The 25,468-nt window shown below is 59.7% G+C and carries 26 protein-coding genes; 16 read left to right on the top strand and 10 right to left on the bottom strand.

The annotated features are described in order from the left end of the window. The first annotated feature begins 24 nt into the window (after window positions 1-24). The 8 genes from JFU11_RS12710 (at window position 25) to JFU11_RS12675 (ending at window position 9,929) form a co-directional block, all read left to right on the top strand. Complete coding sequence (locus tag JFU11_RS12710) at window positions 25-1,050, top strand: Gfo/Idh/MocA family oxidoreductase (RefSeq protein WP_201060774.1); 1,026 nt, start codon at window positions 25-27, stop codon at window positions 1,048-1,050. Between the two features lie 156 nt (window positions 1,051-1,206). Next, window positions 1,207-2,067, top strand: a complete 861-nt coding sequence (locus JFU11_RS12705) for a sugar phosphate isomerase/epimerase (RefSeq protein WP_201060773.1) — start codon at window positions 1,207-1,209, stop codon at window positions 2,065-2,067. A 213-nt stretch (window positions 2,068-2,280) separates the two neighbouring features. After that, on the top strand, window positions 2,281-3,333 hold the full coding sequence (locus tag JFU11_RS12700) for a Gfo/Idh/MocA family oxidoreductase (protein WP_201060772.1): 1,053 nt from the start codon (window positions 2,281-2,283) through the stop codon (window positions 3,331-3,333). Window positions 3,334-3,700: 367 nt separating this feature from the next. Beyond that, window positions 3,701-4,627: a sugar ABC transporter substrate-binding protein gene (locus JFU11_RS12695; protein WP_123722251.1), complete on the top strand. Its 927-nt coding sequence runs from the start codon at window positions 3,701-3,703 to the stop codon at window positions 4,625-4,627. A 69-nt stretch (window positions 4,628-4,696) separates the two neighbouring features. Continuing rightward, the gene (locus JFU11_RS12690) at window positions 4,697-6,262 is read left to right on the top strand and encodes a sugar ABC transporter ATP-binding protein (protein WP_123722252.1); all 1,566 of its coding nucleotides are present in this window, start codon (window positions 4,697-4,699) and stop codon (window positions 6,260-6,262) included. Between the two features lie 56 nt (window positions 6,263-6,318). Then, the gene (locus tag JFU11_RS12685) at window positions 6,319-7,341 is read left to right on the top strand and encodes an ABC transporter permease (protein ID WP_095055795.1); all 1,023 of its coding nucleotides are present in this window, start codon (window positions 6,319-6,321) and stop codon (window positions 7,339-7,341) included. Window positions 7,342-7,668: 327 nt separating this feature from the next. Further along, a complete protein-coding gene (locus tag JFU11_RS12680) occupies window positions 7,669-8,073 on the top strand; it encodes a TraR/DksA family transcriptional regulator (protein WP_007907888.1) in 405 nt (134 codons plus the stop codon). 251 nt (window positions 8,074-8,324) lie between these two features. Then, complete coding sequence (locus JFU11_RS12675; protein WP_201121302.1) at window positions 8,325-9,929, top strand: methyl-accepting chemotaxis protein; 1,605 nt, start codon at window positions 8,325-8,327, stop codon at window positions 9,927-9,929. A 73-nt stretch (window positions 9,930-10,002) separates the two neighbouring features. Here the strand turns inward: JFU11_RS12675 and JFU11_RS12670 are convergent, their stop codons facing one another. The 3 genes from JFU11_RS12670 to JFU11_RS28090 form a co-directional block, all read right to left on the bottom strand. Beyond that, entirely contained in the window at window positions 10,003-10,242 is a 240-nt protein-coding gene (locus JFU11_RS12670) for a DUF2789 domain-containing protein (protein ID WP_007907886.1), read from the bottom strand. Between the two features lie 150 nt (window positions 10,243-10,392). Then, on the bottom strand, window positions 10,393-10,623 hold the full coding sequence (locus JFU11_RS12665; RefSeq protein WP_052966877.1) for a hypothetical protein: 231 nt from the start codon (window positions 10,621-10,623) through the stop codon (window positions 10,393-10,395). Window positions 10,624-10,780: 157 nt separating this feature from the next. Beyond that, window positions 10,781-11,029, bottom strand: coding sequence for a hypothetical protein (locus JFU11_RS28090; RefSeq protein ID WP_123722254.1), 249 nt, complete (start codon window positions 11,027-11,029; stop codon window positions 10,781-10,783). A gap of 410 nt (window positions 11,030-11,439) precedes the next feature. Between JFU11_RS28090 and JFU11_RS12660 the strand changes: the two genes are divergently transcribed. The 4 genes from JFU11_RS12660 to JFU11_RS12645 all read left to right on the top strand — a co-directional run bounded on the left by JFU11_RS12660 (window position 11,440) and on the right by JFU11_RS12645 (window position 13,897). Next, the gene (locus tag JFU11_RS12660; RefSeq protein ID WP_007907879.1) at window positions 11,440-11,910 is read left to right on the top strand and encodes a hypothetical protein; all 471 of its coding nucleotides are present in this window, start codon (window positions 11,440-11,442) and stop codon (window positions 11,908-11,910) included. Then, the gene (locus JFU11_RS12655; RefSeq protein ID WP_201060770.1) at window positions 11,910-12,113 is read left to right on the top strand and encodes a hypothetical protein; all 204 of its coding nucleotides are present in this window, start codon (window positions 11,910-11,912) and stop codon (window positions 12,111-12,113) included. The genes JFU11_RS12660 and JFU11_RS12655 overlap by 1 nt, the downstream gene beginning before the upstream one ends. 120 nt (window positions 12,114-12,233) lie before the next feature. Further along, on the top strand, window positions 12,234-13,250 hold the full coding sequence (locus tag JFU11_RS12650; RefSeq protein WP_123722255.1) for an ABC transporter substrate-binding protein: 1,017 nt from the start codon (window positions 12,234-12,236) through the stop codon (window positions 13,248-13,250). Window positions 13,251-13,459: 209 nt separating this feature from the next. Then, entirely contained in the window at window positions 13,460-13,897 is a 438-nt protein-coding gene (locus tag JFU11_RS12645) for a DUF3995 domain-containing protein (RefSeq protein ID WP_123360815.1), read from the top strand. Window positions 13,898-14,020: 123 nt separating this feature from the next. Here JFU11_RS12645 and JFU11_RS12640 read toward each other — a convergent pair whose 3' ends face one another. The 7 genes from JFU11_RS12640 to JFU11_RS12610 all read right to left on the bottom strand — a co-directional run bounded on the left by JFU11_RS12640 (window position 14,021) and on the right by JFU11_RS12610 (window position 21,330). Continuing rightward, window positions 14,021-14,383: a Na+/H+ antiporter subunit G gene (locus JFU11_RS12640; RefSeq protein ID WP_123722257.1), complete on the bottom strand. Its 363-nt coding sequence runs from the start codon at window positions 14,381-14,383 to the stop codon at window positions 14,021-14,023. Continuing rightward, complete coding sequence (locus tag JFU11_RS12635) at window positions 14,380-14,658, bottom strand: K+/H+ antiporter subunit F (protein ID WP_052966881.1); 279 nt, start codon at window positions 14,656-14,658, stop codon at window positions 14,380-14,382. The genes JFU11_RS12640 and JFU11_RS12635 overlap by 4 nt, the downstream gene beginning before the upstream one ends. Beyond that, on the bottom strand, window positions 14,655-15,143 hold the full coding sequence (locus tag JFU11_RS12630; RefSeq protein ID WP_123722258.1) for a Na+/H+ antiporter subunit E: 489 nt from the start codon (window positions 15,141-15,143) through the stop codon (window positions 14,655-14,657). Before JFU11_RS12630 ends, JFU11_RS12635 begins: the two co-directional genes overlap by 4 nt. After that, on the bottom strand, window positions 15,140-16,825 hold the full coding sequence (locus JFU11_RS12625) for a monovalent cation/H+ antiporter subunit D (RefSeq protein ID WP_201060769.1): 1,686 nt from the start codon (window positions 16,823-16,825) through the stop codon (window positions 15,140-15,142). Before JFU11_RS12625 ends, JFU11_RS12630 begins: the two co-directional genes overlap by 4 nt. Next, window positions 16,822-17,166, bottom strand: coding sequence for a Na+/H+ antiporter subunit C (locus JFU11_RS12620; RefSeq protein ID WP_008029186.1), 345 nt, complete (start codon window positions 17,164-17,166; stop codon window positions 16,822-16,824). Before JFU11_RS12620 ends, JFU11_RS12625 begins: the two co-directional genes overlap by 4 nt. Further along, entirely contained in the window at window positions 17,166-20,096 is a 2,931-nt protein-coding gene (locus tag JFU11_RS12615; protein WP_201060768.1) for a monovalent cation/H+ antiporter subunit A, read from the bottom strand. The genes JFU11_RS12620 and JFU11_RS12615 overlap by 1 nt, the downstream gene beginning before the upstream one ends. Before the next feature lie 226 nt (window positions 20,097-20,322). After that, window positions 20,323-21,330 (bottom strand): DMT family transporter, encoded by a 1,008-nt coding sequence (locus JFU11_RS12610; RefSeq protein WP_201121312.1) that lies wholly within the window; start codon window positions 21,328-21,330, stop codon window positions 20,323-20,325. Window positions 21,331-21,345: 15 nt separating this feature from the next. On the opposite strand from JFU11_RS12610, the gene JFU11_RS12605 reads away from it, so the two are divergent. The 4 genes from JFU11_RS12605 (at window position 21,346) to JFU11_RS12590 (ending at window position 25,118) form a co-directional block, all read left to right on the top strand. Further along, the gene (locus JFU11_RS12605; protein WP_050681569.1) at window positions 21,346-21,909 is read left to right on the top strand and encodes an XRE family transcriptional regulator; all 564 of its coding nucleotides are present in this window, start codon (window positions 21,346-21,348) and stop codon (window positions 21,907-21,909) included. 155 nt (window positions 21,910-22,064) lie between these two features. Continuing rightward, entirely contained in the window at window positions 22,065-23,267 is a 1,203-nt protein-coding gene (locus tag JFU11_RS12600; protein WP_123722261.1) for an SfnB family sulfur acquisition oxidoreductase, read from the top strand. 10 nt (window positions 23,268-23,277) lie between these two features. Further along, complete coding sequence (locus tag JFU11_RS12595; RefSeq protein WP_123722262.1) at window positions 23,278-23,715, top strand: acyl-CoA dehydrogenase; 438 nt, start codon at window positions 23,278-23,280, stop codon at window positions 23,713-23,715. Continuing rightward, entirely contained in the window at window positions 23,715-25,118 is a 1,404-nt protein-coding gene (locus JFU11_RS12590; protein ID WP_201060766.1) for an LLM class flavin-dependent oxidoreductase, read from the top strand. The genes JFU11_RS12595 and JFU11_RS12590 overlap by 1 nt, the downstream gene beginning before the upstream one ends. Window positions 25,119-25,468 lie beyond the last annotated feature (350 nt).

Here is a 25,468-nt window from a genome sequence, read left to right as displayed (position 1 = left end):
GAACGAACCCACAGGAGTGTTTATATGTCTTTGCTTTCCAATTCGTTGCGGATCGGCGTTATCGGCACCGGGGCCATCGGCCAGGATCACATCCGTCGTTGCAGCCAGACCTTGCTCAATAGCCAGGTTGTCGCGGTCACCGACATCAATCTGCAGCAAGCGGCCAAGGTCGTTTCCGATCTGAAACTGACTGCCGAGGTCTATCCCGACGGTCATGCGCTGATCAAGGCACCGGAAGTCGAAGCGATCCTCGTGACCTCTTGGGGCCCGAGCCACGAAGAGTTCGTACTGGCGGCGATTGCCGCGGGCAAACCGGTGTTCTGCGAAAAGCCGCTGGCGGTCACCGCCGAAGGCTGCCGCAAGATCGTCGAGGCCGAAGTGGCCCACGGCAAGCGTCTGGTGCAGGTCGGTTTCATGCGCCCATACGATGAAGGTTATCGGGCGTTGAAAGCCGTGATCGACAGCGGCCAGATCGGCGAGCCGTTGATGCTGCATTGCGCCCACCGCAACCCGACCGTGGGCGAGAACTACAAGACCGACATGGCGATCACCGACACACTGATCCATGAGCTGGACGTGTTGCGCTGGTTGCTCGACGACGATTATGTGTCGGTGCAGGTGGTGTTCCCACGCAAGACCAGCAAGGCCCACGCCCATTTGAAAGACCCGCAGATCGTGCTGCTGGAAACCGCCAAGGGCACGCGCATCGATGTGGAAGTGTTCGTCAATTGCCAATACGGCTACGACATCCAGTGCGAAGTGGTGGGGGAGACCGGCATCGCCAAACTGCCGGAGCCGTCGCAGGTTCAGTTACGCAGCGGGGCGAAGCTGTCGAATGCGATTCTGATGGACTGGAAGGATCGCTTCATCGCCGCGTATGACGTCGAGTTGCAGGCGTTTATCGATGGCGTGCGGGCCGGGCAGGTCGGCGGGCCGTCGGCGTGGGATGGTTACGCGGCAGCGGTGGCGGCGGATGCCTGCATCGAAGCGCAGAACAGCGGCCAGATCGTAAAAGTCGGCCTGCCAGACCGCCCCCGTTTCTACGGCTAACAAAACCTGATCTTTGCTGACACTCATCGATCATGTAGGAGCTGCCGCAGGCTGCGATCTTTTGACTTCGCTTTTTAGAATCAAGATCAAAAGATCGCAGCCTTCGGCAGCTCCTACAGGGGACGGCGTCGATTCTGGTTAAGGAGAACAAAAAACATGCGCATCGCACTAGACCCCTACATGTACCGCAACCTGTCCCTGGGCAAGATGGTCGACAAGGTTGCCGAGCTCGGTTACGAACACATCGAGCTGTCGCCCCGGGAAGATTTCCTGCCGTTCTATAAAGCCCCGCGGGTCGACAAGGCGCGGATCAAGGAATTCCGTAAAGCCCTGAGCGACACCGGGGTCAAACTCTCTTCCTTATTACCGATGTACCACTGGGCTGCTGCCGATGAAGGTTTGCGTGTGGCCGCCGTGCGTAACTGGAAACGCGCGATCCAGATTGCCGTGGAGATGGACTGCGAACTGGTCAATACCGAGTTCACCGGCCAGTCGGACAACCCGCTGGTGTGCGAGAACCAGTTCATGCGCTCCATGGACGAGTTGATCCCCGAGTTTGAACGCGAAGGCATCAAGCTCGATATCCAGGCTCATCCTTACGATTTCTGCGAGCGCAATAACGAGTCCGTGGACATCATTCGCGGGCTGGACCGTGACTGGATCAACTACCTCTACGCCGCTCCGCACACGTTTTTCTATGACGACGGTGTCGGTGATATCGCCTCGATGCTCAAGTACGCCGGCTCAAAGCTGAGCCACCTGATCATCGCCGACACCTACAACCACAAGGCTTCCTCGGGCTTGCGCTACATCGTCAACCCGCCGGGCGTCACCGCCACCGTGCACCAGCATCTGGACATCGGCCAGGGCGAGGTCGACTGGGAAGCGTTTTTCGGCACCTTGCGCGAGATCAAGTTCGATGGCATCGCTACCGTCTCGGTATTCGCCTGGGAAGACCGGCCGGACGAGTCCAACCGCATAATGCTCGAACGCGTCAAAAGCGAACTCTGCCGCTGACGGACCTTACACAAAACCTGTGGGAGCGGGCTTGTGTGGCGAGGGGGCTTGCCCCCGTTGGGGCGCGAAGCACCCCTAAAACCAATCACCGCGATCTTGAATTTAGAAAGCAGTGACTGGTTTTACGACTGCTTCGCAGTCGAACGGGGGCAAGCCCCCTCGCCACACAAGCCCGCTCCCACAGGGGCCGCGTTCTATAAGGAGAATACTTTCATGCGTATCGGACTTGTCGGTTACGGCCATGGCGGCCGGTTTTTCCATGCTCCGCTAATCAGCAGTTTGCCGGCGGCCACCTTTGTGGGCGTGGTCACCCGTTCTGCCGAGCGCCGACAACTGCTGGCGGCGGAACACCCTGGCGTGCCGGCCTTCGACAGCATTGGCCGACTGGTCGAAGCCGGGGTCGATGTGTTGGTGATCTCCACACCGCTCAAAGGTCGCCCGGCGCTGGTGCTCGACGCCATCGAACATGAGGTGGCAGTGGTCAGCGACAAACCGTTCGCTGCCGATGCGCAACAGGCGCAAACCCTGATCACCATGGCCGAGCGCCAGGGCGTGCAACTGAGCGTCTACCAGAACCGGCGCTGGGATTCGGACTTTCTCACCGTGCGCAAACTCATTGCGTCCGGTGCGCTGGGGCAGGTCACCCGTTTCGAATCGCGGATCGAGCGTTATTCGCCGCAGTCGGTGAACAACGGCAGCGGCGGCGGTTTCCTGCGCGATCTGGGCAGCCACCTGGTGGATCAGGCGCTCCTGTTGTTCGGCCCCGTCACCCGGGTCTATGCCGAACTGGATTACCTCGAAAAAGGCCAGCCCTTCGACAACGGCTTCTTTATGTCCCTGACCCATGCCAACGGCGTGATCTCGCACTTGGGCGGCAGTTGCCTGCAGAACACCCCCGGCCCGCGCTTTCGCGTGACCGGCACCCAGGGCTGCTACAGCGTCGACGGTCTGGATGGGCAGGAGGCGTCGACCCTCGCCGGGCTTACGCCGAAATCCGAAGGCGAGCGCTGGGGCGTCGAAGAGCACCGGCGTTGGGGATGGTTTGAGCAGGGCGAGGTGCGTGAGCGGGTGCCGTCCGAGCGTGGCTGCTGGAATCAGTTCTATTTGCAGCTACAAACCGCGTTACAGAGCGGTGGCCCACTGCCGGTCGACGCCCGTGATGCACTGGCGACCACCCGCGTACTAGACGCTGCGCGGCTAAGTTTCGAGCGGCATCAAGTGGTGGCACTGAGCCCGTTCGAGAGCCATGGAATAAAATCAGAATAAAATTCTAAAATGAGTTGATATAGAAATTATTTTCCAATAAAGTCATTTCCAGGTTGCCGACTATCAACGTCCGATCACGCTCAAGCAGGCCTTGAACGGGTGAAGGACGCACCAAAAACAAGAAACAAAAGCCAGGTACCGTCGATGAAAACCTTCAACTCTGCTTTGCATGCTTTACGTTCCGCGCTGCACCTCTCTCGCGACCTGCCTCGCGTCTCGTTTCATTCCTTCTTTCGCTTGCTTTGCGTCGAACGCAACGGCGCCCTGGTCTGCTGTATTCCGGGGGCACCGATTGTCCGCTTGCCCACTCACTGAAATCGTCACGCCTTATCCATAAAACCAACAAGAATGTGGAGAAAGACTTTTCATGAAGACCAAGATCCGTTTCGCCTCGCTGGCCTTGTCCCTGATGTTCGCCAGCGGCGCCGCACTCGCTGACATGAAGATCGGCGTCAGCATGTCGCAGTTCGATGACACCTGGCTGACCTACCTGCGCGAATCCATGGACACCAAAGCCAAGTCCTACCCCGATGGCGTCAAGCTGCAGTTCGAAGACGCCCGCAGCGACGTGGTCAGGCAGTTGAGCCAGGTAGAAAGCTTCATCAGTCAGAAGGTCGACGCCATTGTGGTCAACCCGGTGGATACCGCCGCCACCAAAAAAATCACTGAAGCAGCGGTCAAGGCCGGTATTCCACTGGTGTACGTCAATCGTCGTCCCGATGACATGAACCTGCCCAAAGGCGTGGTCACTGTCGCTTCCAACGATCTGGAGGCCGGCCAGATGCAGATGCAGTACCTGGCCGAAAAAATGGGCGGCAAGGGCGACATCGTGATTCTGCTCGGTGATTTGGCCAACAACTCCACCACCAACCGCACCAAGGGCGTAAAAGAGGTGCTGACCAAGTACCCGAACATCAAGATCGAGCAAGAGCAGTCCGGCATCTGGTCGCGGGACAAGGGCATGACCCTGGTCAACGACTGGCTGACCCAAGGCCGCAAATTCGACGCGGTGGTCTCTAACAACGACGAGATGGCGATTGGCGCGGCAATGGCCCTGCAACAGGCTGGCGTTGCCAAAGGCAGTGTGCTGATCGCCGGTGTCGACGGTACGCCCGACGGTTTGAACGCGGTGAAGAAGGGCTCTCTGCTGGTCTCGGTGTTCCAGGATGCCAAGGGGCAGGCGGACGGTTCGATCGACACGGCGGTGAAAATGGCCAAGAACGAACCGGTCGAGTCGGCCGTGTGGGTGCCGTATCGCTTGATCACGCTGCAAAACGTCGACACCTTCAAATAGCCCGTCCGTTCGATAACAACAATAAGCACGCAAGGTTGCGACGCGACCTTGCTGATGGAGGACCTGATCATGTTCGCTTCAGCGACTGCTTCGAGCACCCCGTTAGTGGGTATCCAGCCAACCGCAACACCTGTCGATGAGCCGTACCTGCTGGAGATCATCAACGTCAGCAAGGGTTTTCCCGGTGTGGTGGCCTTGTCCGACGTACAACTTCGGGTGCGTCCCGGTTCCGTGCTGGCGCTGATGGGCGAGAACGGCGCAGGCAAATCCACCCTGATGAAAATCATTGCCGGCATCTACCAGCCGGACGCCGGCGAGTTGCGCCTGCGGGGCAAGCCGGTGGTCTTTGAAACACCACTGGCTGCGCTCCAGGCCGGGATCGCAATGATCCACCAGGAACTCAACCTGATGCCGCACATGAGCATCGCCGAGAACATCTGGATCGGCCGCGAGCAGCTCAACGGCCTGCACATGATTGACCATCGCGAGATGCACCGTTGCACCGCCAAACTGCTGGAACGTCTGCGGATCAACCTCGACCCGGAAGAGCAGGTGGGCAACCTGAGCATCGCCGAACGGCAGATGGTCGAGATCGCCAAGGCTGTGTCCTATGACTCCGACGTCCTGATCATGGACGAGCCAACCTCGGCCATCACCGATAAGGAAGTCGCGCATCTGTTCTCGATCATTGCCGACCTCAAGAGCCAGGGCAAAGGCATCATCTACATCACCCACAAAATGAACGAAGTGTTCAGCATCGCCGATGAAGTGGCGGTGTTCCGTGATGGCGCCTACATTGGCCTGCAGCGGGCCGACAGCATGGACGGCGACAGCCTGATTTCGATGATGGTCGGCCGCGAACTGAGCCAGTTGTTCCCGGTGCGCGAGAAGCCGATCGGCGATCTGTTGCTATCGGTACGCGACCTCAAGCTGGACGGCATTTTCAAAGGCGTCTCCTTCGACCTGCATGCCGGGGAAATCCTTGGCATCGCCGGGTTGATGGGCTCGGGAAGGACCAACGTCGCCGAAGCGATCTTCGGCATCACCCCAAGTGACGGTGGCGAAATTCGCCTCGACGGCGAGGTGGTGCGCATCAGCGATCCGCACATGGCGATCGAGAAGGGCTTCGCGCTGTTGACCGAAGATCGCAAGCTCAGCGGCCTGTTCCCGTGCCTGTCGGTGCTGGAGAACATGGAAATGGCAGTCTTGCCCCATTACGTCGGCAATGGCTTCATCCAGCAGAAAGCCCTGCGGGCGTTGTGTGAAGACATGTGCAAGAAGCTGCGGGTGAAAACGCCGTCGCTGGAGCAATGCATCGACACGCTGTCCGGCGGTAATCAGCAGAAGGCCTTGCTGGCGCGCTGGCTGATGACCAATCCGCGCATCCTGATTCTCGACGAGCCGACCCGGGGCATCGATGTTGGCGCCAAGGCCGAGATCTACCGGCTTATTTCCTACCTCGCCAGCGAAGGCATGGCGGTGATCATGATTTCCTCTGAACTGCCGGAAGTGCTGGGCATGAGCGATCGGGTCATGGTCATGCACGAGGGCGACCTGATGGGCACCCTCGACCGCAGAGAAGCGACCCAGGAACGGGTAATGCAACTGGCCTCGGGCATGTCCGCGGTTCACTAATGGATGCTGGCGGTGGCCATGGCTGCCGTCGCGACGTAATAGAAGGGTGAGTGGTTATGAACGCGATACTGGAAAACAAGCCTGCAGTGGCACCGGTCAAGAGTCGCCGGCGCCTTCCGACCGAGTTGAGTATCTTCCTGGTGCTGATCGGCATCGGCCTGGTCTTCGAAATGTTCGGCTGGATCGTGCGGGACCAGAGCTTCCTGATGAACTCTCAGCGTCTGGTGCTGATGATCCTGCAGGTGTCGATCATCGGCCTGCTGGCGATCGGGGTGACCCAGGTTATCATCACCACCGGTATTGATCTGTCCTCCGGTTCGGTGCTGGCGTTGTCGGCGATGATTGCCGCCAGCCTGGCGCAGACCTCGGACTTTGCCCGGGCGGTGTTTCCGTCCCTGACTGACTTGCCGGTGTGGATTCCAGTGATCGTCGGGCTTGGGGTGGGATTGCTGGCGGGGGCGATCAACGGCAGCATCATTGCGATCACCGGGATTCCGCCGTTCATTGCCACCCTCGGCATGATGGTCTCGGCCCGCGGTCTGGCGCGCTACTACACCGAAGGTCAGCCGGTGAGCATGCTCTCGGATTCCTACACGGCCATCGGACACGGCGCGATGCCGGTGATCATCTTTCTAGTGGTGGCGGTGATCTTTCACATCGCCCTGCGCTACACCAAGTACGGCAAGTACACCTACGCCATCGGCGGCAACATGCAGGCGGCGCGCACCTCCGGGATCAACGTCAAGCGGCATCTGGTGATCGTCTACAGCATCGCCGGGTTGCTTGCAGGCCTGGCAGGAGTGGTGGCGTCGGCGCGGGCCGCGACCGGGCAGGCCGGGATGGGCATGTCTTATGAACTGGACGCAATTGCCGCAGCGGTCATCGGCGGCACCAGCCTGGCCGGTGGCGTAGGGCGGATCACCGGCACCGTGATTGGCGCGTTGATCCTCGGGGTCATGGCCAGCGGCTTTACCTTTGTCGGTGTTGATGCTTATATTCAAGACATCATCAAGGGGCTGATTATTGTGGTGGCGGTGGTCATCGACCAATACCGCAACAAGCGCAAACTCAAGCGCTGAAGCCGGAAGAAACACGAAAATGCGCCACGCCTGACCCGCGTGGCGCAGCCGTTTGTCTTCTATATACAGCCGCTCGACTGAATTTCTTGCTATAAACGCACTCCGATAAGCGGCTCAAAGCCTGCCGTAGCGCACTTTCAGGGCTTTGTCGGACAGATTTGCTGTCTTTTCAGTTGCTGAGGCCTCAAGTCGGCCTTAGACTGCCGCCCCTCGTAAATTGAGTGCCGGGTGGCGCTTGGAATAAACGGCGCCTTTCCAATGACCGCCTCAGGTTCAACGGATCGCTCCCTAATTCGCCTTAATGCACGTTTTTTTATAGAGATATCAATGACAAAGGACAAGTTGCTGGCCATGCCGGCGGATGACTACATGAATGCCGAGCAACATGCTTTTTTCTCCGAGCTGTTGCAGAACATGAAAGTCGAAACCCATGAGCGCATCGAGCAGAATCGCATCGCCATCGAGAGCCTGGACACCCCGGCCGATCCGGCTGACGCGGCTTCCGTCGAAGAAGAGCGCACCTGGCTGGTGAACGCGATCGATCGCGACCAGCGCATGCTGCCTCAGTTGGAACAGGCCCTGGAACGCATCAAGGAAGACAGCTTTGGCTGGTGCGATGACAGCGGCGAGGCCATCGGCCTGAAACGCCTGCTGATCAGCCCGACCACCAAGTACTGCATCGAAGCTCAAGAGCGTCACGAACAGATCGACAAGCACCAGCGTCAGGCCTGATTCTGTGGGGTAACCAGTTAATAACTGGTTGCCACTGAAAAGATCGCGGCCTTCGGCAGCTCCTACAGATTTATGCGAACCCATGTAGGAGCTGCCGAAGGCTGCGATCTTTGCTTTTCGACGTCTGCGAAAAATCCCACGCACTTCTATTGATCTGCTTCAACCCCCCACTACTAATGGACCATAGATAATGGCTTTGTAGTGGCGTTTAATGCGATCACAACAATTAGAAAACGCGTGGGGTGACGAAGATGACGAGGGACGGATCTCTGGTTGAGGCAATGCCTGCACCAGTACTTTTGCCGAAAAACCTTTGGCTGACGCCGACCCTGCAAAGCATCGCCCTGATGCTATTGCTGTGCGGCATGGCATTGGCTGGCTGGTCGCTTTACCTTGGCCTGCCGTTGGCCGTGCTGATTATCTGGCTGCCGCGCCTGCGCTCGCGCACTCTCCCTGAGGCGAACGCTGCGGACAGCACCAGCGCCATCGCTGGATTGACTCGCGATCTCTCCTACACCACCAGTCATAACGCCTTGTCGGCAGCCGGCGTGGCCTATTCGGTCAAGCAACTGGCGGACAAGCTGCAATCGCAGCTCAACGCCGCGGCGCAGATTGTCAGCAGCGCCGAAGTGATGATCACCACCGAACACGCTACGTCGAAGCTCAGTCGGGAAGCCTTGAGCGCAGCCAGCGAAGCCCATCAGAGCAGCGCGGCAGGGCGCACGGAACTGGTCGAGTCCATTGCGCGCATGCATCAACTCAGTCAGCGCGCCAGCAGCAGCCGCGAGCTGATCGAAGCTCTGAGCTTGCGCAGCGACGATATCCAACGGGTCACGCTGGTAATCCAGTCCATCGCCAGCCAGACCAATTTGTTGGCGTTGAACGCGGCCATTGAAGCGGCGCGGGCCGGCGAGCACGGTCGCGGCTTTGCGGTGGTGGCCGATGAGGTACGAGGGCTGGCCGCGCGCACGGCGACGGCGACCGGTGAAGTCGGGGAGATGGTTGCCGACATTCAACAACGCACGGCGCAAGTGGTGGAGCAGATTCGTCAATTGGCGAGCGATCTCAATACTGGCGTCGCGCAAGTCGAGCACACCGGACAGCACCTGGAAAACATCGCGCGCCTGGCCGCGGGCGTCGAAAGACAGGTCGGGGAAATCGCTCAGGGCGCAGACACCAACCGCGAGCAACTCGACAGTCTGTTCCATGCCATCGAACAGATGCGCAGCGATCTGGCGATCAGCGACCAGCAGACTCAGCGGCTCGCCCAGGCAGCGGTGCAAATGGAAGGGCAGGCTGAAACCATCAGCGAACGTCTGGCCGAAGTCGGACTGGATGACTATCACCAGCGAATTTACGACCTGGCCCGCGAAGGGGCGAGTCAGATTGCGGCACGCTTCGAAGCGGATATCGATCAGGGCCGGATCAGCCTCGATGACCTGTTTGATCGCAATTATCAGGCGATCCCCAACACCAGCCCGGCCAAATACCAGACCCGCTTCGACCGCTACACCGATCAGGTATTGCCGGCGATTCAGGAACCGTTGCTGCCGCGCCATGAAGGTCTGGTATTCGCCATCGCCTGCACGCAGCAGGGTTATGTGCCGACCCACAACACCGTGTTCAGCAAACCGCTGACCGGTGATGTGCAGGTCGATACCCTGCAAAACCGCACCAAGCGCAAATTCGCCGACCGCACCGGGATCCGCTGTGGCAGCCATCAGCAGGCCGTGCTGTTGCAGACTTACACCCGCGACACCGGTGAACTGATGCACGACCTCTCGGTGCCGATCATGCTCAAGGGCCGGCATTGGGGTGGTTTGCGCCTGGGTTACAAGCCGGAAAGTCCTCGCTGAGAGGAAGCGTGCAGGGCTGCCTGGTTGGCGCAATTGAGTGCCGAAATGCCCGACAGCCTGCATTGAACCCAGGCTAGTGGATCTGGTGCATGCGCAGGTTCAGGTCGTCGACCACATGCGCCCAATCGGCGTCTTCACGCAGTTGTTCCTTGAGGAAGCCGGCTTGTTGCGGGGTCCAGAACTCGGCGTCAATGAGTTTCTTGTCATCGGCCAAGGGGGAATGACGGGCAATGAAATCGTCGATGGCCTTCTCGCTGGAGTCCAGGCCGAGCTGATCGAACAAACCTTTCAAATCATGTGTGGGTGAATCCATCTTCATCTCCTTGCAGATAATCCGTCGCGTCGAGTGCGAGATCCGAGGTGCGGCTTCATTGCATCTGAGAGGCATCTGAGAGAACCGCGCTTCAGGAGTTCGATAGCGATATTCAAAAGCAGGGATGAGCATAGACTGCAAATCCGATGATCAGGCTTTCAATGCTCCTTCATCGACGGCAAGCTTCAAGGCTTTCGCAGCTTCCTGGGCGGCGACGGTCGCGACATCCGCGGTCTTGAACCAGCGATCCTTTTCGACCTGGTGATACGTCACAGTGGTCAACGGCGGTTTGGCGCGCATGATAATGACTGCCTGGAATTCGCCTTCGACCTCTCTGGCTTCGCCCCGGATAAAAAATTCACCGATATCAAATTCCGTCACGTAGCAGTCTTCCCTTGGAAATAGTTGTTGTGTTGAACGCCGTCCGCCCTGGGGACGGGTTTCATTGGTCGGGCAGTATGGCAGTAGTTGCCTGCCGGCGGCTGAGTTAAGTCGCCGGTGTGACGAAACGTCTATAGAAGTGAATGCGAAAGGTGCCTCAGCTGCTTGCCTCGAGTGAACGGGCAAGGGCGCAGGCATCGTTATGATTGCCGCGGAAACCTCTTACACGTCCGGTGGATATTTCCCTGATGTGGAAAAAGGCGTTACCGGCCAATACCACCTGAAAACGTGGGAGTAGACGCTCTTCGGGCAGGAAGTCTTGCTGGCAAAGCACCATCGAATGCAGAGGTGACGAGCCGTTTGTGTGCCGTGTGTGAGGCTGGGCAAAGTGAGTCATTGTGCACATATGAAGTCCTTTTCGTGGTTTTACCGACGTGTGTACGTTGTTATGGGTAGTCTCGGTGAGCATGGCTGCTCTAGAATCGCCATCAATGGTTGGCGATTGATGCCCATCTAAAGCAATTTTTTACTGGCGATATGTCGGAAAAGTGCTTTTTTTAAAGAGATTTTTCCCTAAAGTTGGTAATCCGGTTTTATCTGGCCGTCAGAAGGGCATTTTCCTTCAACATCTGACGACCGCCAGGCAAGACGACGTAAGGGAAGTTCCAGTAATCTTCTCAAACCTCGCGGTGAATGGGCCCTCTGCTCGTTCCAGGATTCGACCCGGGTCATTTGGCTACACCTCGGCATTGCCGCTTTTTTCTGCTGTGCGCATTTCCGGTGCATGGCGTCATTTTCAGATGTGGGGATGTTTCCTTGGCAGTAAGTAATCTCGATATGCATGCTTTGTTCGTACTGGGTGATTTGCGCGCAAAGCTGGTTAAACAGTTTCAGTCACGTTTCGTCTACATCACCGAACAGAACGCTGAAGGCATTTACATTGCCGAGCTCGACACTGAATCAGCGCTGGTGGTGGATGACAAACCAGGGCTTAAACTCAAGGTCGGCGATCATTTCAGCGCTTCCGTATTGCCCAGTCGCGAAGGCGGCAAGCTGGACATCAAGTTCCGCGAAATCAAGCTGACGGTGTACGGGCTGGGGGATTACGCGTTCGTGACCACCGCAGACGGCCACGGCATTGTGTTCAAGGAAGGTCATAGCGTGGTGATGGTGTTCGCGGCCCATCAACAATTGCAGGAAGGCCTGACCAAAACCCTGAAAGCCGTGACTGCCAAGGCCGCCAAGTGGCGCAAGGGCGAACTGGTGACCTTCAAGGCCAGCGAGTAATGACCCTGACCCGCGCCGATTTCCACGAACAGAACCAGGCCAGTGCCCACGCCGAGGCGCAGCGGCTGTTGGCTCAAAAGGCCGTTCTACAGGGAACCTGGCTGAGTTGGGTGGCGTCACAGATCTACCTTTTGCGTCCGGTGGTGTACGCCAGCATGGTCAGAAGAGAGCTTGCACGCTTGCAGGAACCTTCCGAAAATTAATCCTCGCCCCTCGAAAGCAGGAACCTCAACTACAGTCAGATGACTGAGTATTCAGAGGCTTGCGGTCTTCTTTGTCAGGCCATCCTGCTATTTGCTGTGAACAGCACGAGGTGCAAAAGCATGAAGGGATTTCGACGGTTACTGGCCGCTACCCTGGCCACGTTCGGTTTATTGGCTTCACCCGTTCCGGTGTTCGCTGCCCAGGCGCCGATTCATTTCGCCGACCTGAACTGGGAAAGTGGCAGCCTGATCACCGATATCCTGCGGATCATCGTCGAGAAGGGCTATGGCTTGCCGACCGACACCTTGCCGGGGACGACCATTACCCTGGAGACCGCGCTGGCCAACAATGACATCCAGGTCATTGGCGAAGAATGGGCCGGTCGCAGCCCGGTCTGGGTCAAGGCTGAGGCCGAGGGCAAAGTCGCGGCCCTGGGCGATACGGTCAAGGGTGCCACCGAGGGCTGGTGGGTGCCGGAGTACGTGATCAAGGGCGACCCGGCCAAGGGCATCAAGCCGATGGCGCCGGATCTGCGCAGTATCAGTGATCTGCCACGCTACAAAGATGTGTTCAAAGACCCGGAAACCCCGGGCAAGGGGCGTTTTCTCAACAGCCCGATCGGCTGGACATCGGAAGTGGTCAACAAGCAGAAGCTCAAGGCGTATGGGCTGGACGACAGTTACGTGAATTTTCGCAGTGGTTCGGGAGCGGCGCTGGACGCAGAGATCAGTTCGTCGATTCGTCGCGGCAAGCCGGTCCTGTTCTATTACTGGTCTCCGACGCCGTTGCTCGGCCGTTTCAAGCTGATTCAGCTGCAAGAGCCGCCGTTCGACGCCGAAGCCTGGAAAACCCTGACCGACGCCGGCAACCCCAATCCGAAACCGACTCGCTCGCTGCCCTCGAAGCTGTCCATCGGCGTGTCCACGCCATTCCAGAAACAATACCCGCAGATTACCGAGTTCTTCAGCAAGGTCGATTTGCCGATCGAAGCGTTGAACAAGGCCTTGGCTGACATGAGTGAAAAACACACCCCGCCACGTCAAGCGGCGGAGGCGTTCATGAAGGCGCACCCGGACGTGTGGCAGGCCTGGGTACCCAAGGATGTGGCAGACAAAGTCTCTGCGGCCCTGAAATAAAACCGATTTATGTACACCCGGGAATTCTCGGGTATACATAAACCTCGTAGGAGCTGCCGCAGGCTGCGATCTTTTGATCTTGTTTTTTTAAAAGCCAGGTCAAAAGATCGCAGCCTGCGGCAGCTCCTACGGGGGAGATAGCGAATACCCTTACAAAAACCCGTAAGGAAGTTCATCCTGCTGCAACATTTCACGCTGGATGTCTGAATATGAGCCTTTTGGTCGCGCAATGGATTGCTGCAATCTTTTTATTGATCAGCCTGGTCCACCTGTATTGGGCTGCGGGTGGCAAGTGGGGCAGCGAGGCGGTGGTGCCGCGAGTGCCCGGGGAGGGCGGTGAGGCATCAAGGCCCGCATTCAAGCCGTCGGGCTTTGCCACGTTGCTGGTGGCGGTGGGTTTACTGCTGATCGCGATGCTGGTGTGCCTGCGGGTCGGGCTGTATCTGCCCACGGTGCATCATTGGTCGCTGCAATGGGTGATCAGCGCGATTGCGATGCTGATGTTCGCCCGGGCGATCGGCGATTCGAATTTGGTGGGGTTCTTCAAGCAGGAGAAGGGATCGAGGTTTGCCCGGCTGGATACGTGGGCGTATTCGCCGTTATGTGTGGTGTTGGGGGCCGGGTTGTTGGCAGTGGCCTGGATCTGATTCGGGACAAGCAAGATCAAAAGATCGCAGCCTTCGGCAGCTCCTACGGGTTTGATGTCATACGCCACAATTGTGATGACCATGACCAATGTAGGAGCTGGCGAAGCCTGCGATCTTTTGATCTTAGCTCCCGGTTTCCGTCCGCCGACTACTCACCTCCGCCGGCACATCATCCCCCGCCATGCGCTTGCGAAACAGCGCCGCCCGAGCCAGCAGCAGCGTGGTCACCGGCACGGTGATCGACAATAGAACCGGAATCAGCCAGGCATGCAGCACCGGCTCCGACTTGAGCGCCGAAAAGTAAATGATCGAAGCCAATGCCACGCACCACGCGCCCAAGGTCGAGGCCAGCGCCGGAGGGTGCATGCGCTGGAAATAATCCTTCATCCGCAGCAGCCCAACCGCACCGATCAGCGTAAACAGGCTGCTCAGCACCAGCAGAATCGCCACCGCAATTTCCACCCACAGAGACAGTTCAGGCCTCATTCGATCACCTCGCCACGCAGCAGGAATTTGGCCAGGGCGAACGAGCCGACGAAGCCGAACAGGGCGATCAGCAGCGCCGCCTCGAAGTAAGTGTCACTGGCATAACGAATGCCCAGCGCAAGCATCATCAGCATGGCGATGATGTACAGGTAGTCCAGCGCCAGAACCCGATCCTGGGCCGACGGGCCCTTGAACAGGCGGATCAGGGTCAGAATCATCGCCACCGAAAAGATGAACAGACTCAGCAGGATCGCGTTCGACAGCAATGCGCTCATTCGAAGATCTCCATCAAGGGGCGCTCGTAGGTCGTCTTGAAGTGCTGGATGAATTGGTTTTCGTCATCCAGATCGAAAACGTGCAGCAACAGAATGCTGCGATCCAGCGCCAATTCCGACCAGACCGTGCCGGGGACCACCGTACAGATCATCGACAGCGCCGCCAGGCCGTTGGCATCGCGCAAATCCAGCGGCACCTTGATGAACCGCGAGCGGGGCGCACGACGGCCCGCGTTGAGCACGCCCCAGGCCACGGCGAGGTTGGACACGATCACGTCGCGCCCGACCAGCAAGAACAAACGCAGGATCACCCCGGGACGACGAATGCGGATCGGCAGCGGTCGCAGCTTGCGCATCATCAACGGCGCGCAGAACCCCAGCATGGCGCCCAGCAGTAGATTGCCGGGGCTCATCGACAGGTTCAACACCAGCCACAGCAGCCACAACGCCAACGACAGCCACGGTGCAGGAAACAGACGCTTCATGGTTGCACCTCCAGCAGCGCAGTCTTGGCTTGCGGGCCTGGAATTACACGGGTTTCGAGCACCGCCATCACGTATTGCTGCGGGTTGTTCAATGCATCGGCCGCCGCTTGGGTGTAGCGCAGCAGCGGTTCAGCCTTGAACGTCAGCGCAATGCTCAGCCCCAGCAGAATGACAATCGGCACGCATTCCAGGCGCCGCAGCAATGGCGACGGCCGCTCTTGCGGGGTCCAGAAACGCTGGATGCCCAAACGCGAGAAAGCGATCAGCGAGGCCAGCCCGGACAGGATCAACAGGGCGAGCAAGCCCCACGCGCCGTTCGATATCGGTTCGTCGCTGCCATTACCCAGCCCCAGCGGATTGAGCAGGGCGCTGAGCAAACTGAGTTTGCCGATAAACCCGGAAAGCGGCGGCATACCGATGATCAGCAGGGCACAGGCGATGAAGCTCAAGCCGAGGAACGCCATGGTCCAGGGAATCACCTGGCCGACCACGGCTTTGCGGTCGTCATCGAGGTTGAAGCCTTTGGGCGGCTGCAAGGATTCCAGGGGCCGTGGAAGCAGCTCGCCGTCATCGAACAGCGGCATTTCGTTGGCTGAACGCGAGCGCTCGATCAACTCGGCCAGCAGGAACAGCGCGCTCAAGGCCAGGGTCGAGCTGACCAGATAGAACAGCGCCGCGCCGATCAGGTTCGGCTGGGCGAAACCGATGGCCGACAACAGAATGCCTGCCGACACCAGAATGCTCAGGCTGGCCATGCGTTCCAGGCGTTGGGCTGCGAGGATCGCCACGGCGGCGCAGACGATGGTCGCCATGCCACCGTAAATCAGCCAGTCGCCGCCGAAGTACGCGGATGCCCCGGCCTGTCCGGAGAACAGCAGCGTCCACAGGCGCAGCAAGGTGTAGACGCCGACCTTGGTCATGATCGCGAACATCGCCGCCACGGGCGCGCTGGCCGCGGAATAAGCCGGCACCAGCCAGAAGTTCAGTGGCCACATCCCGGCCTTGGCCAGGAACGCCACCGCCAGAATCGCCGCGCCGGCATGCAGCAAGCCGCGATCGGCTTCCGGCACCAGCGGGATTTTCAGCGCCAGGTCGGCCATGTTCAGCGTGCCAGTAACGCCGTAGATCAGCGCCGCGCCAATCAGAAACAGCGACGAGGCCAGCAGGTTGATCGAGATGTAATGCAGCCCCGACGACACCCGCGCCCGACCCGAACCGTGCAGCATCAGCCCGTAGGAGGCGGCCAGCAGCACTTCGAAAAACACGAACAGGTTGAACAGGTCCGCCGTCAGGAAGGCGCCGTACAGGCCCATCAACTGAATCTGGAACAGCGCGTGGAAACTCGAACCGGCGCCGTCCCAGCGAGCCATGGCGAACAGCAACGCACTGACGCCGATGATCCCGGTCAGCACCAGCATCAGCGCCGACAGACGATCGACCACCAGCACAATGCCGAACGGCACCTGCCAGTTGCCCGGCAGGTACACGCCGATGGAACCGGGCACGCCGGTGGTTTGGGTCCATTGCAGCAACATCACGGCAATGCCCAGCCCCAGCAGGCTGGAGAACAGATTGATTTTGGCCTTTAACGGACGGTGTTTCTCGCCCAGCATCAGCATCACCGCGGCGGTCAGCAGCGGTAGCAGAATCGGTGCCGCGATCAGGTGCGCCATCGGATTCATTCTTTAGGCTCCCGGCCATCCACATGGTCGGTACCGGTCAGGCCCCGGGAGGCGAGCAGCACCACCAGGAACAGCGCGGTCATGGCGAAGCTGATAACGATCGCGGTCAGCACCAACGCTTGCGGCAGCGGGTCGGTGTAGTGCAGCAAATCCTGAGGCACGCCGTCCTTGATGTTCGGCTCCTTGCCGATGAACAGGCTGCCCATGCTGAAGATGAACAGGTTGACGCCGTAGGACAGCAGGCACAGGCCCATGACTACCTGGAATGTCCGTGGCCGCAGCACCAGCCACACGCCGGACGCGGCCAGCACACCGATGGCGATTGCGATGACTTCTTCCATCAGATGGCTCCTTGCGTGGCAGCCGCTTTGGCCATGGGCTTGGGTTGCGCGCTGGTTTTATGACCGCGTACCGATTGGTGGGCGAGGGCGGTGAGGATCAACAGCGTCGAGCCGACCACCACGGCGTACACGCCAATGTCGAAGAACAGCGCGCTGGCGATGTGAATGTCGCCCAGCAGCGGCAATGTGAAATGCCAGGTGTGGGTGGTGAGGAATGGATAGCCAGCCGCCATCGCCCCGAGCCCGGTGACCGTGGCGAACAGCAGCCCGGTGCCCATCCAGCGCAGCGGTCGCAGGCTCATTTGCGCCTCGACCCACTGGGTGCCGGCGACCATGTATTGCAGGATGAATGCCACCGACATCACCAGGCCGGCGACGAAACCGCCACCGGGTTGATTGTGCCCGCGCATGAACAGGTAGACCGACACCACAAACGCAATCGGCAGCAGCAGACGCACCAGCACCGCTGGCACCATCATGAAACCGAGCGCGGTGTCGCTGGCGTGACGCGGGTTGACCAGATCGGTAACCACATCCGGCGCGAGCAAACGTTGCTGCGCCGGCAGCTGCAGGCTTTCTTTCGGCGGGCGGAAGCGTCGCAGCAGGGCGAACACGGCCAGGGCCACCGCCACCAGCACGGTGATTTCGCCGAGGGTGTCGAAGCCACGGAAGTCCACCAGCATCACGTTGACCACGTTGCTGCCGCCGCCTTCGGGCAGTGCGCGACTGAGGTAGAACGAGGAAATGTCGTTGGGCGTCTGGCGGGTCAGCATTGCGTAGGACAGCAGTGCCATGCCGCCACCGACCGCGATCGACAGCGCCAAGTCGCGGATACGGCGGATGCGCGCCTTGCGCAGGCTGCTCGGCAACGGCGAGACCTCTTCGATCCGTCGCGGCAGCCAGCGCAGGCCGAGGAGGATCAACACCGTGGTCACCACTTCCACCGCCAGTTGCGTCAGCGCCAGATCCGGCGCCGAGAACCAGACGAAGGTCACGCAGGTCATCAGGCCGCAGACGCTGACCATGGTCAGGGCTGCGAGCCGGTGATACTTGGCTTGCCATGCCGCGCCAAGGGCGCAGGCGATCGCCAGCAGCCAGAGGATCACGAACACGATCGAGCCCTGAATCTTCGGCCGGTCGCCCCAGCTCAGGCTGCTGTGCAGCATCGGGATCAATCCGGCGAGCACCGCAGCGAGCACCACCAGAAACAGTTGGGTTTGCAGGCGCCGGGTGCTGATCCGCCGCTCCAGGCGACGGGCCAGGCGCATCATGATCACCAGGCTGCGCTCGAACAGGCGCTTGCCATTGAAGTGGCTGATCACCGGCGGGTGCGTGAAGCGTCCGCGCTTGAGCTGATTGCGCAGCAGTAGATAGAGCGTGATGCCGCAGGACATGGCGATCAGACTCATGATCATCGGCGCGTTCCAGCCGTGCCAGATTGCCAGGCTGTACACGGGCAACGTGCCGCCCACCACCGGCAATGCCGCCGCCGCGAGCAACGGGCCGACCACTTGCGCCGGGAAGATCCCCACCACCAGACAGGTGAACACCAGCAACTCCACCGGCGCGCGCATCCAGCGTGGCGGTTCGTGCGGGGTGTGCGGCAGGTCGGTGGCGGTCGGGCCGAAGAACACATCGACGGTGAAACGCAGGGAGTAAGCCACGCTGAACGTCCCGGCGATGGTCGCGACGATCGGCAAGGTCATCTCGATCCAGGCCGTGGCGTTGATGAACACGGTTTCGGCGAAGAACATCTCTTTCGACAGGAAACCGTTGAGCAGCGGCACGCCAGCCATGGACGCGCTGGCGACCATGGCCAGGGTGGCGGTGAACGGGATCAGTTTGATCAGGCCGCTGAGTTTGCGAATGTCCCGGGTGCCGCTTTCGTGGTCGATGATCCCGGCAGCCATGAACAGCGAGGCTTTGAAGGTGGCGTGGTTGAGAATGTGGAACACTGCGGCCACGGCGGCCAGCGGACTGTTCAGGCCCAGCAGCAGGGTGATCAGGCCCAGATGGCTGATGGTCGAGTAGGCCAGCAGGCCCTTGAGGTCGTTCTGAAACATCGCGCAGTACGCGCCGAGCAACAGGGTGCAGGCTCCGGCCCCGCTGACGATGTAGAACCATTCTTCACTGCCGGACAGCGACGGCCACAGGCGTGCGAGCAGGAAGACCCCGGCCTTGACCATGGTCGCCGAGTGCAGATACGCCGAAACCGGTGTCGGCGCCGCCATGGCGTGGGGCAGCCAGAAGTGGAAGGGGAATTGCGCACTTTTACTCAGGGCGCCGATCAGGATCAGGGGAAGCAGAATAGGGTAGAGGGCATGTGCGCGAATCAGATCGCCGGCGGCCAGGACCTTGTCCAGGTCATAGCTGCCGACCACATGGCCGAGCAGCATGACCCCCGCCAGCAAACACAAGCCGCCGGCACCGGTGACCATCAACGCCATATAGGCGCCACGTCGCGCATCGGCGCGGTGGTGCCAGTAGCCGATCAACAGGAATGAGAAGAGGCTGGTCAGTTCCCAGAAAAACACGATCTGGATCAGGTTGCCGGAAATCACCAACCCCAGCATGGCGCCCATGAACGCCAGGAAAAACGCGAAGAAACGCGGCACCGGATCGTCCGGCGACATGTAGTAGCGGGCGTACAGAGAAACCAGTGTGCCGATGCCCAGCACCAGCATCGAGAACAGCCAGGCAAAACCGTCCATGCGCAGAACGAAGTTCAGGCCAAGGCTCGGTAACCAGAAGAATTCTTCGCGGATCACGCCGCCATGGGCGATTTGCGGGTACAAGAGGGCGACCTGGATGGTGCCGATAAGGGCAACCAGGCCAGCCAACAGCGATTCGGTGTTACGCGCGTTGTGCGGCAGCAAGGCTGCCAGACAGCTGCCGATAAAAGGCAGAAGCAGTAGAACTATCAGAGACATAGGCTTCTAATCTGCGGAAGTTTGTGAAGCATCATACGTGCCAGCTCCCGGATCACCAAACGCCAAGCTGTCGCAGAATCCTACAAGGTAAGCGGAAAATTCCTGTTTATCATTGTTTCAAAGGAGATGGGGAATCCCCGAAAAGATCGCAGCCTTCGGCAGCTCCTACAAGGGAATGCGTACTCCTGTAGGAGCTGCCGAAGGCTGCGATCTTTTGATCTTGCTTTTAATTGCCGCTTTCACTCTCCAACGCTTCATCAACTTCGGAAGCAACCTTCCCCTTAGTCTTCAACTCACTGACAATCACCGCCGCCACAATCAACCCCGCCCCGACCAACGCAATCGCCGGCAATCGCTCCCCGGCAATCCGCCCGACAATCCCGGCCCACACCGGCTCCCCGGCATAGATCAGCGTCGCCCGCGTCGGCGAAACACTCTTCTGCGCCCAGTTCATCGCCACCTGAATCGCCGCACTCGCCGCGCCCAGCCCCAATGCGCTGCACAACAATAACCAGGAGAATCCCGGAATCACTTCCTGAGTCGGCACCACCATCAGAAATGCCAGCACCGAAGTCACCGCCAGTTGCACCACCGTCACCCGGCGCACGTCGACCTGGCCGGCATAGGTGCTGATCAGAATGATCTCCGCCGCAATCGCCACGGCGCTGATCAATGTGGCGATTTCACCGGGGCTGAAATTGAACGAAGCGCCGGCAGGTCCCGACAGCAGCATCAACCCGGTAAAGGCCAGCATGATCCCGATGCTCGGCATCAACCCCGGTCGCCGACCCAGCACCAACCATTGCAGCAACGGCACGAACGGCACATACAGCGCGGTAATAAACGCCGACTGACTGCTGGGAATGCTCTGCAAACCCACGGTTTGCAAGCCGTAACCGAGCATGATCGCCACGCCGATAAACGCCCCGGCCTTGAGTTCGAACAGGGTCAGTTCGCGCAGATGACGCCAGGAGAACAGGGCAACGATGCTCGCCGCCGCAGCAAAACGCAGACCGACGAAAAACATCGGCCCGCTGACGGTCATTGCGTGCTGCACCAGCAAAAAGGTCCCGCCCCAGACCATGGTGATCAGCACCAGCACGCACTCAGCTTTGCTGAACCGTGAGAAACGGGAGGAAGCAGGGGAGGAGTTCACCGACGTCATGACCTTGCGCGCTACCTGAGGGAGACGCACAATGCGCCGGAAGTTGGGCAGTATACTGCGCAACACCATCAAGTGAGCAATATAGTGCACAAAGATTCCACCCAACGGGCGTCGGTTCTCCAGCACGTCAGCCAGAACGTCCGACGTCTGCGCCACGCCGCCGACATGAGCCAGACCGCTTTGGCCGAAAAGTCCGGGGTCAGCCGCCGGATGCTGGTGGCCATCGAGGCCGGCGAGAAGAATGTCAGCCTGACCACCCTCGACCGTGTTGCCGAAGCGCTGGACGTAGCCTTCAGCGACTTGATCCAGGCTCCCGACGCCCGCGACCCGAGCCGCATCAACGAACTGGCATGGGCCGGCACGATCCCCGGCAGTAAAGCGGTGCTGTTGTCGAAAGCCACCGCCACCCGCGAAGTTGAACTGTGGGAGTGGCGCCTCGAACCGGGCGAACATTACCCATCGGAACCGGATGCGGAAGGCTGGAGCGAACAGCTCTATGTGTTCGAAGGCTGCCTGACCCTGATGCTCGGCGACCAGCCGCAGCAAATCGCTGCCGGTGAGTTCTTCATGTTTGCCAGCAACCAGCCGCATTCCTATCGCAACGACGGGGAAGTGGCGGCGCGGTTTGTGCGTAATGTGGTGATCTGACTGTTTGCCGACCAACACTGGATAAGCACTTTGCTGTTTTAAAGCTGCAAGTGTTTCTCGGATAGTTAATTAAGCTATTGAAATAAAACAAATTTAATTTCAGGCACGACTCCTGCAAAAGCTCTGGGGCATTCACCAGAACCCGGAGTCGGCCCATGACAGCCTCTGCCCAACCCCCTCGCACCGCCCATGTGATCCGCTCGGACGCCGAAGCCATCGCCGTCGCTCACAAGCTCGCCGCACGCTTCGCTATCGAGGCCAGCACTCGTGACCGCGAGCGACGTCTGCCGGTCGCCGAACTCGACGAGTTCTCTGCCAGTGGTTTATGGGGCATCACCATTCCCAAAGAATACGGCGGTGCCGGCGTGTCTTATGTGACGGTCGCCGAGGTGATCAAGATCATTTCTGCCGCTGACCCGTCCCTCGGCCAGATCCCGCAAAACCATCTGGGCGTGCTCGACATCCTGCTGCAAACCGCCACCGAAGCGCAGAAGCGCTATTACTTCGGCAAAGTCCTCCAGGGTTATCGCTTCGGCAACGCCTTCTCTGAATCCAAAAGCAAGAATGCCGGTGCCTTTGAAACCCGTATTCGTTTCGATGAAGACACCGCGCAAATCGACGGCGAGAAGTTCTACTGCACCGGCGCCTTGTTCGCGCACATCGTGCCGGCGGTGGCGGTCGATGAAGAGAACAAGGCTTTCATCGCCTTCATCGAGCGCGACAATCCCGGGTTGACGGTGATCGACAGTTGGGACGGTTTCGGCCAGCGCACCACTGCCAGCGGCGGCGTGACCCTGAACGCGGTGAGCGTGCCTTTGAGCGCGGTGATCCCGGCCCACAAGGCGTTCGATGAACCCACCGCCGACGGCCCTATCTCGCAAATCATCCAGGCTGCCGTGGACACCGGCATCGCCGTCGGCGCCCTGGAAGAAACCAAGCGCTACGCTCGTGAAGCCCGACCATGGATCGACAGCCAGCAGGATCACGGCTGGCAGGATCCGTTCAGCATCGCCGCGATCGGCGATCTGGAATGGCGGGTTCATGGCACCGAAGCGATCCTGAAAAAAGCCGGCCAAGCCATCGACGCCGCGTTGCTCAAACCCAATGAAGACACGGTTGCCCGCGCCTCGGTCGTGGTCGCACAGGCGAAAGTCCTCTCTGCCGAAATCGCCTTGCTCACCAGCAGCAAACTCTTCGAACTCGCCGGCACCCGCTCGGTGCTCGGCAAGTACAACCTCGACCGTCACTGGCGCAACGCCCGGACGCACACCCTGCACGATCCGGCGCGCTGGAAATATCACTTGATCGGCAACTACCTGCTCAACGGCGTGAAGCCTGCGCGCCACGCCTGGAACTGAGGAGCCCACCATGAACGCTTTGACCCAACCGATTGTTGCCGGGCAGCCCCTGGCCAAGCCTCAGCACGACCTGCACAACGCTCGCACGTTGCTCGATGCGACGTTGCGTTTCGTCCGCCGGCAGACCCATGCCACGGATGATCCTTTCGTCATCAGCCGTTTCGGCGACTTGCACATCCGCATCGAAGTCGCCGCCGCGCTGCTCGAACGCGCCGAAGACTTTCTGAACAGCGTTGATGACGACACGGAAATCAGCGTCGCCATCGCCGAGTCGCACCTCGCCAGCGCTGATGCTTTAAATGCCGTCAGCAATGCCGAATTCGAACTCACCGGCCAACGCACCGTGTTGCCTGGATCGCTGGATGATCCGCTGCGTTGGAAACTCCACCTCATTGGCAACTTCCGCCTCAACGGCATCCATCCACCCAGCGTGCGGAGTATTGGTTGATGGCCCGTGAAATTCGTCTCAACGCCTTTGACATGAACTGCGTCGGCCACCAGTCGCCGGGTTTGTGGGCGCATCCGCGGGATCGATCCTGGCAGTACAAGGACCTGGAGTACTGGACCGATCTGGCGAAAATCCTTGAGCGCGGCAAGTTCGACGGTTTGTTCATTGCCGATGTGCTGGGCATTTATGACGTCTACAACGGCAACGGTGACGCAGCGATTCGTCAGGCGGCGCAGGTGCCGGTCAACGATCCGCTGCAACTGATTCCGCCCATGGCGCTGGTGACCGAGCATCTGGGTTTTGGCCTGACCGCGTCGCTGTCCTTCGAGCACCCGTATCCGTTCGCCCGACGCCTGTCGACTCTCGACCACCTGACCAAGGGCCGCGCCGGCTGGAACATTGTCACGTCGTACCTGGAAAGCGGCGCGAAGAACCTCGGCCAGAAAGCCCAGACCGAACACGACGCCCGTTATGACTTCGCCGAAGAGTACCTGGAGGTTTGCTACAAGCTGTGGGAAGGCAGCTGGGAAGAGGGCGCGATTCTGCGGGATCGCGAGCGGCGGATTTTCAGCGATCCGAGCAAAATCCACGAGATCCGGCACGTCGGCAAACACTTTCAGGTGCCAGGGATTCACCTCTGTGAACCCTCGCCGCAACGCACACCTGTGCTGTATCAGGCCGGCGCCTCGAGTCGCGGCAAGCAGTTTGCCGCCGAGCATGCTGAGTGTGTGTTCGTCGCCGCGCCGTCGAAAGTGCTGCTGAAGAAAACCGTGGCCGACATCCGTCGTCGTGCGGCCGAGGCGGGGCGCGATCCGTCGAAGATCCTGATCTTCAATCTGCAAACGGTGATCCTCGGCGAGACCGACACAAAGGCCAAAGCCAAGTTTGAAGAATACAAAACCTGGGTCAGTTATGAGGGCGCCATGGCGTTGATCTCGGGCTGGACCGGGATCGATTTCAGCCAGTTCAAACCGGATGAACCGCTCAAACACGTGCACACCAATGCCATTCAATCGGCGGTGGAGGCGTTCTCCACTGCGGACCCGAACAAGGTCTGGACGCCGAACGAACTGGCCGATTGGGTTGGGATCGGTGGTTTCGGGCCGCTGTTTGTCGGCAGCCCCGAGACCGTCGCCGATTTGCTGCAGGAGTGGGTCGAGGAGACCGATGTGGATGGCTTCAACCTGGCTTATGCGTTGACCCATGAAACGTTCATCGATGCCGTGGAGTTGCTAGTGCCGGAGTTGCAGAAGCGCGGGGTGTACAAGACCGAATACGCACCGGGGACCTTGCGCGAGAAGTTGTTTGGCGAAGGGGCGCGATTGCCGGAGATACATCCGGGGGCAGGCTATCGAGACCTGGCGGAGTTGCGGCGGCAGGAGAAGAAAGTGGTGTCTGCGTAGACGCCATCGCGGGCAAGCCACGCTCCCACAGGTTTCGTATCGCCGGCGATATTTGTGGACGACACAAAACCCTGTGGGAGCGGGCTTGCCCGCGATGAGGCCAGTACATCCAACATCGATGTCGCCTGTCACACCGCCATCGCGGGCAAGCCCGCTCCCACAGGTTTCGTATCGCTGGCGATATTTGTGGACGACACAAAACCCTGTGGGAGCGTGGCTTGCCCGCGAAGAGGCCAGCACATTCAACATTGATATCACCAGTTACACCGCTTTCGCGAGCAAGCCCGCTCCCACATTGGGACGGTGGTGTTTTACAGATTCCAGCCCAGCGGACCACCGCACGCTTTTAC

The sequence above is a fragment of the Pseudomonas sp. TH37 genome, assembly GCF_016650735.1.
In the GTDB taxonomy this organism is placed as follows: Bacteria; Pseudomonadota; Gammaproteobacteria; order Pseudomonadales; family Pseudomonadaceae; genus Aquipseudomonas; species Aquipseudomonas farris.
The sequence above is the reverse complement of the archived record's forward strand: the minus strand, read 5'-3'. Positions and strand labels throughout refer to the sequence as shown.

What these genes read in the sequence shown, in the direction of transcription:
- JFU11_RS12595 (WP_123722262.1), top strand. Translation starts at nt 23,278, where the DNA reads ATGAACGCTTTGACCCAACCGATTGTTGCCGGGCAGCCCCTGGCCAAG.
- JFU11_RS12705 (WP_201060773.1), top strand. Translation starts at nt 1,207, where the DNA reads ATGCGCATCGCACTAGACCCCTACATGTACCGCAACCTGTCCCTGGGC.
- JFU11_RS12700 (WP_201060772.1), top strand. Translation starts at nt 2,281, where the DNA reads ATGCGTATCGGACTTGTCGGTTACGGCCATGGCGGCCGGTTTTTCCAT.
- JFU11_RS12640 (WP_123722257.1), bottom strand. Translation starts at nt 14,383, where the DNA reads ATGAGGCCTGAACTGTCTCTGTGGGTGGAAATTGCGGTGGCGATTCTG.
- JFU11_RS12610 (WP_201121312.1), bottom strand. Translation starts at nt 21,330, where the DNA reads ATGGTGTTGCGCAGTATACTGCCCAACTTCCGGCGCATTGTGCGTCTC.
- JFU11_RS12625 (WP_201060769.1), bottom strand. Translation starts at nt 16,825, where the DNA reads ATGAATCCGATGGCGCACCTGATCGCGGCACCGATTCTGCTACCGCTG.
- JFU11_RS12600 (WP_123722261.1), top strand. Translation starts at nt 22,065, where the DNA reads ATGACAGCCTCTGCCCAACCCCCTCGCACCGCCCATGTGATCCGCTCG.
- JFU11_RS12615 (WP_201060768.1), bottom strand. Translation starts at nt 20,096, where the DNA reads ATGTCTCTGATAGTTCTACTGCTTCTGCCTTTTATCGGCAGCTGTCTG.
- JFU11_RS12630 (WP_123722258.1), bottom strand. Translation starts at nt 15,143, where the DNA reads ATGAAGCGTCTGTTTCCTGCACCGTGGCTGTCGTTGGCGTTGTGGCTG.
- JFU11_RS12680 (WP_007907888.1), top strand. Translation starts at nt 7,669, where the DNA reads ATGACAAAGGACAAGTTGCTGGCCATGCCGGCGGATGACTACATGAAT.
- JFU11_RS12655 (WP_201060770.1), top strand. Translation starts at nt 11,910, where the DNA reads ATGACCCTGACCCGCGCCGATTTCCACGAACAGAACCAGGCCAGTGCC.
- JFU11_RS12685 (WP_095055795.1), top strand. Translation starts at nt 6,319, where the DNA reads ATGAACGCGATACTGGAAAACAAGCCTGCAGTGGCACCGGTCAAGAGT.
- JFU11_RS12635 (WP_052966881.1), bottom strand. Translation starts at nt 14,658, where the DNA reads ATGAGCGCATTGCTGTCGAACGCGATCCTGCTGAGTCTGTTCATCTTT.
- JFU11_RS12670 (WP_007907886.1), bottom strand. Translation starts at nt 10,242, where the DNA reads ATGGATTCACCCACACATGATTTGAAAGGTTTGTTCGATCAGCTCGGC.
- JFU11_RS12695 (WP_123722251.1), top strand. Translation starts at nt 3,701, where the DNA reads ATGAAGACCAAGATCCGTTTCGCCTCGCTGGCCTTGTCCCTGATGTTC.
- JFU11_RS12690 (WP_123722252.1), top strand. Translation starts at nt 4,697, where the DNA reads ATGTTCGCTTCAGCGACTGCTTCGAGCACCCCGTTAGTGGGTATCCAG.
- JFU11_RS28090 (WP_123722254.1), bottom strand. Translation starts at nt 11,029, where the DNA reads ATGTGCACAATGACTCACTTTGCCCAGCCTCACACACGGCACACAAAC.
- JFU11_RS12650 (WP_123722255.1), top strand. Translation starts at nt 12,234, where the DNA reads ATGAAGGGATTTCGACGGTTACTGGCCGCTACCCTGGCCACGTTCGGT.
- JFU11_RS12590 (WP_201060766.1), top strand. Translation starts at nt 23,715, where the DNA reads ATGGCCCGTGAAATTCGTCTCAACGCCTTTGACATGAACTGCGTCGGC.
- JFU11_RS12645 (WP_123360815.1), top strand. Translation starts at nt 13,460, where the DNA reads ATGAGCCTTTTGGTCGCGCAATGGATTGCTGCAATCTTTTTATTGATC.
- JFU11_RS12710 (WP_201060774.1), top strand. Translation starts at nt 25, where the DNA reads ATGTCTTTGCTTTCCAATTCGTTGCGGATCGGCGTTATCGGCACCGGG.
- JFU11_RS12675 (WP_201121302.1), top strand. Translation starts at nt 8,325, where the DNA reads ATGACGAGGGACGGATCTCTGGTTGAGGCAATGCCTGCACCAGTACTT.
- JFU11_RS12620 (WP_008029186.1), bottom strand. Translation starts at nt 17,166, where the DNA reads ATGGAAGAAGTCATCGCAATCGCCATCGGTGTGCTGGCCGCGTCCGGC.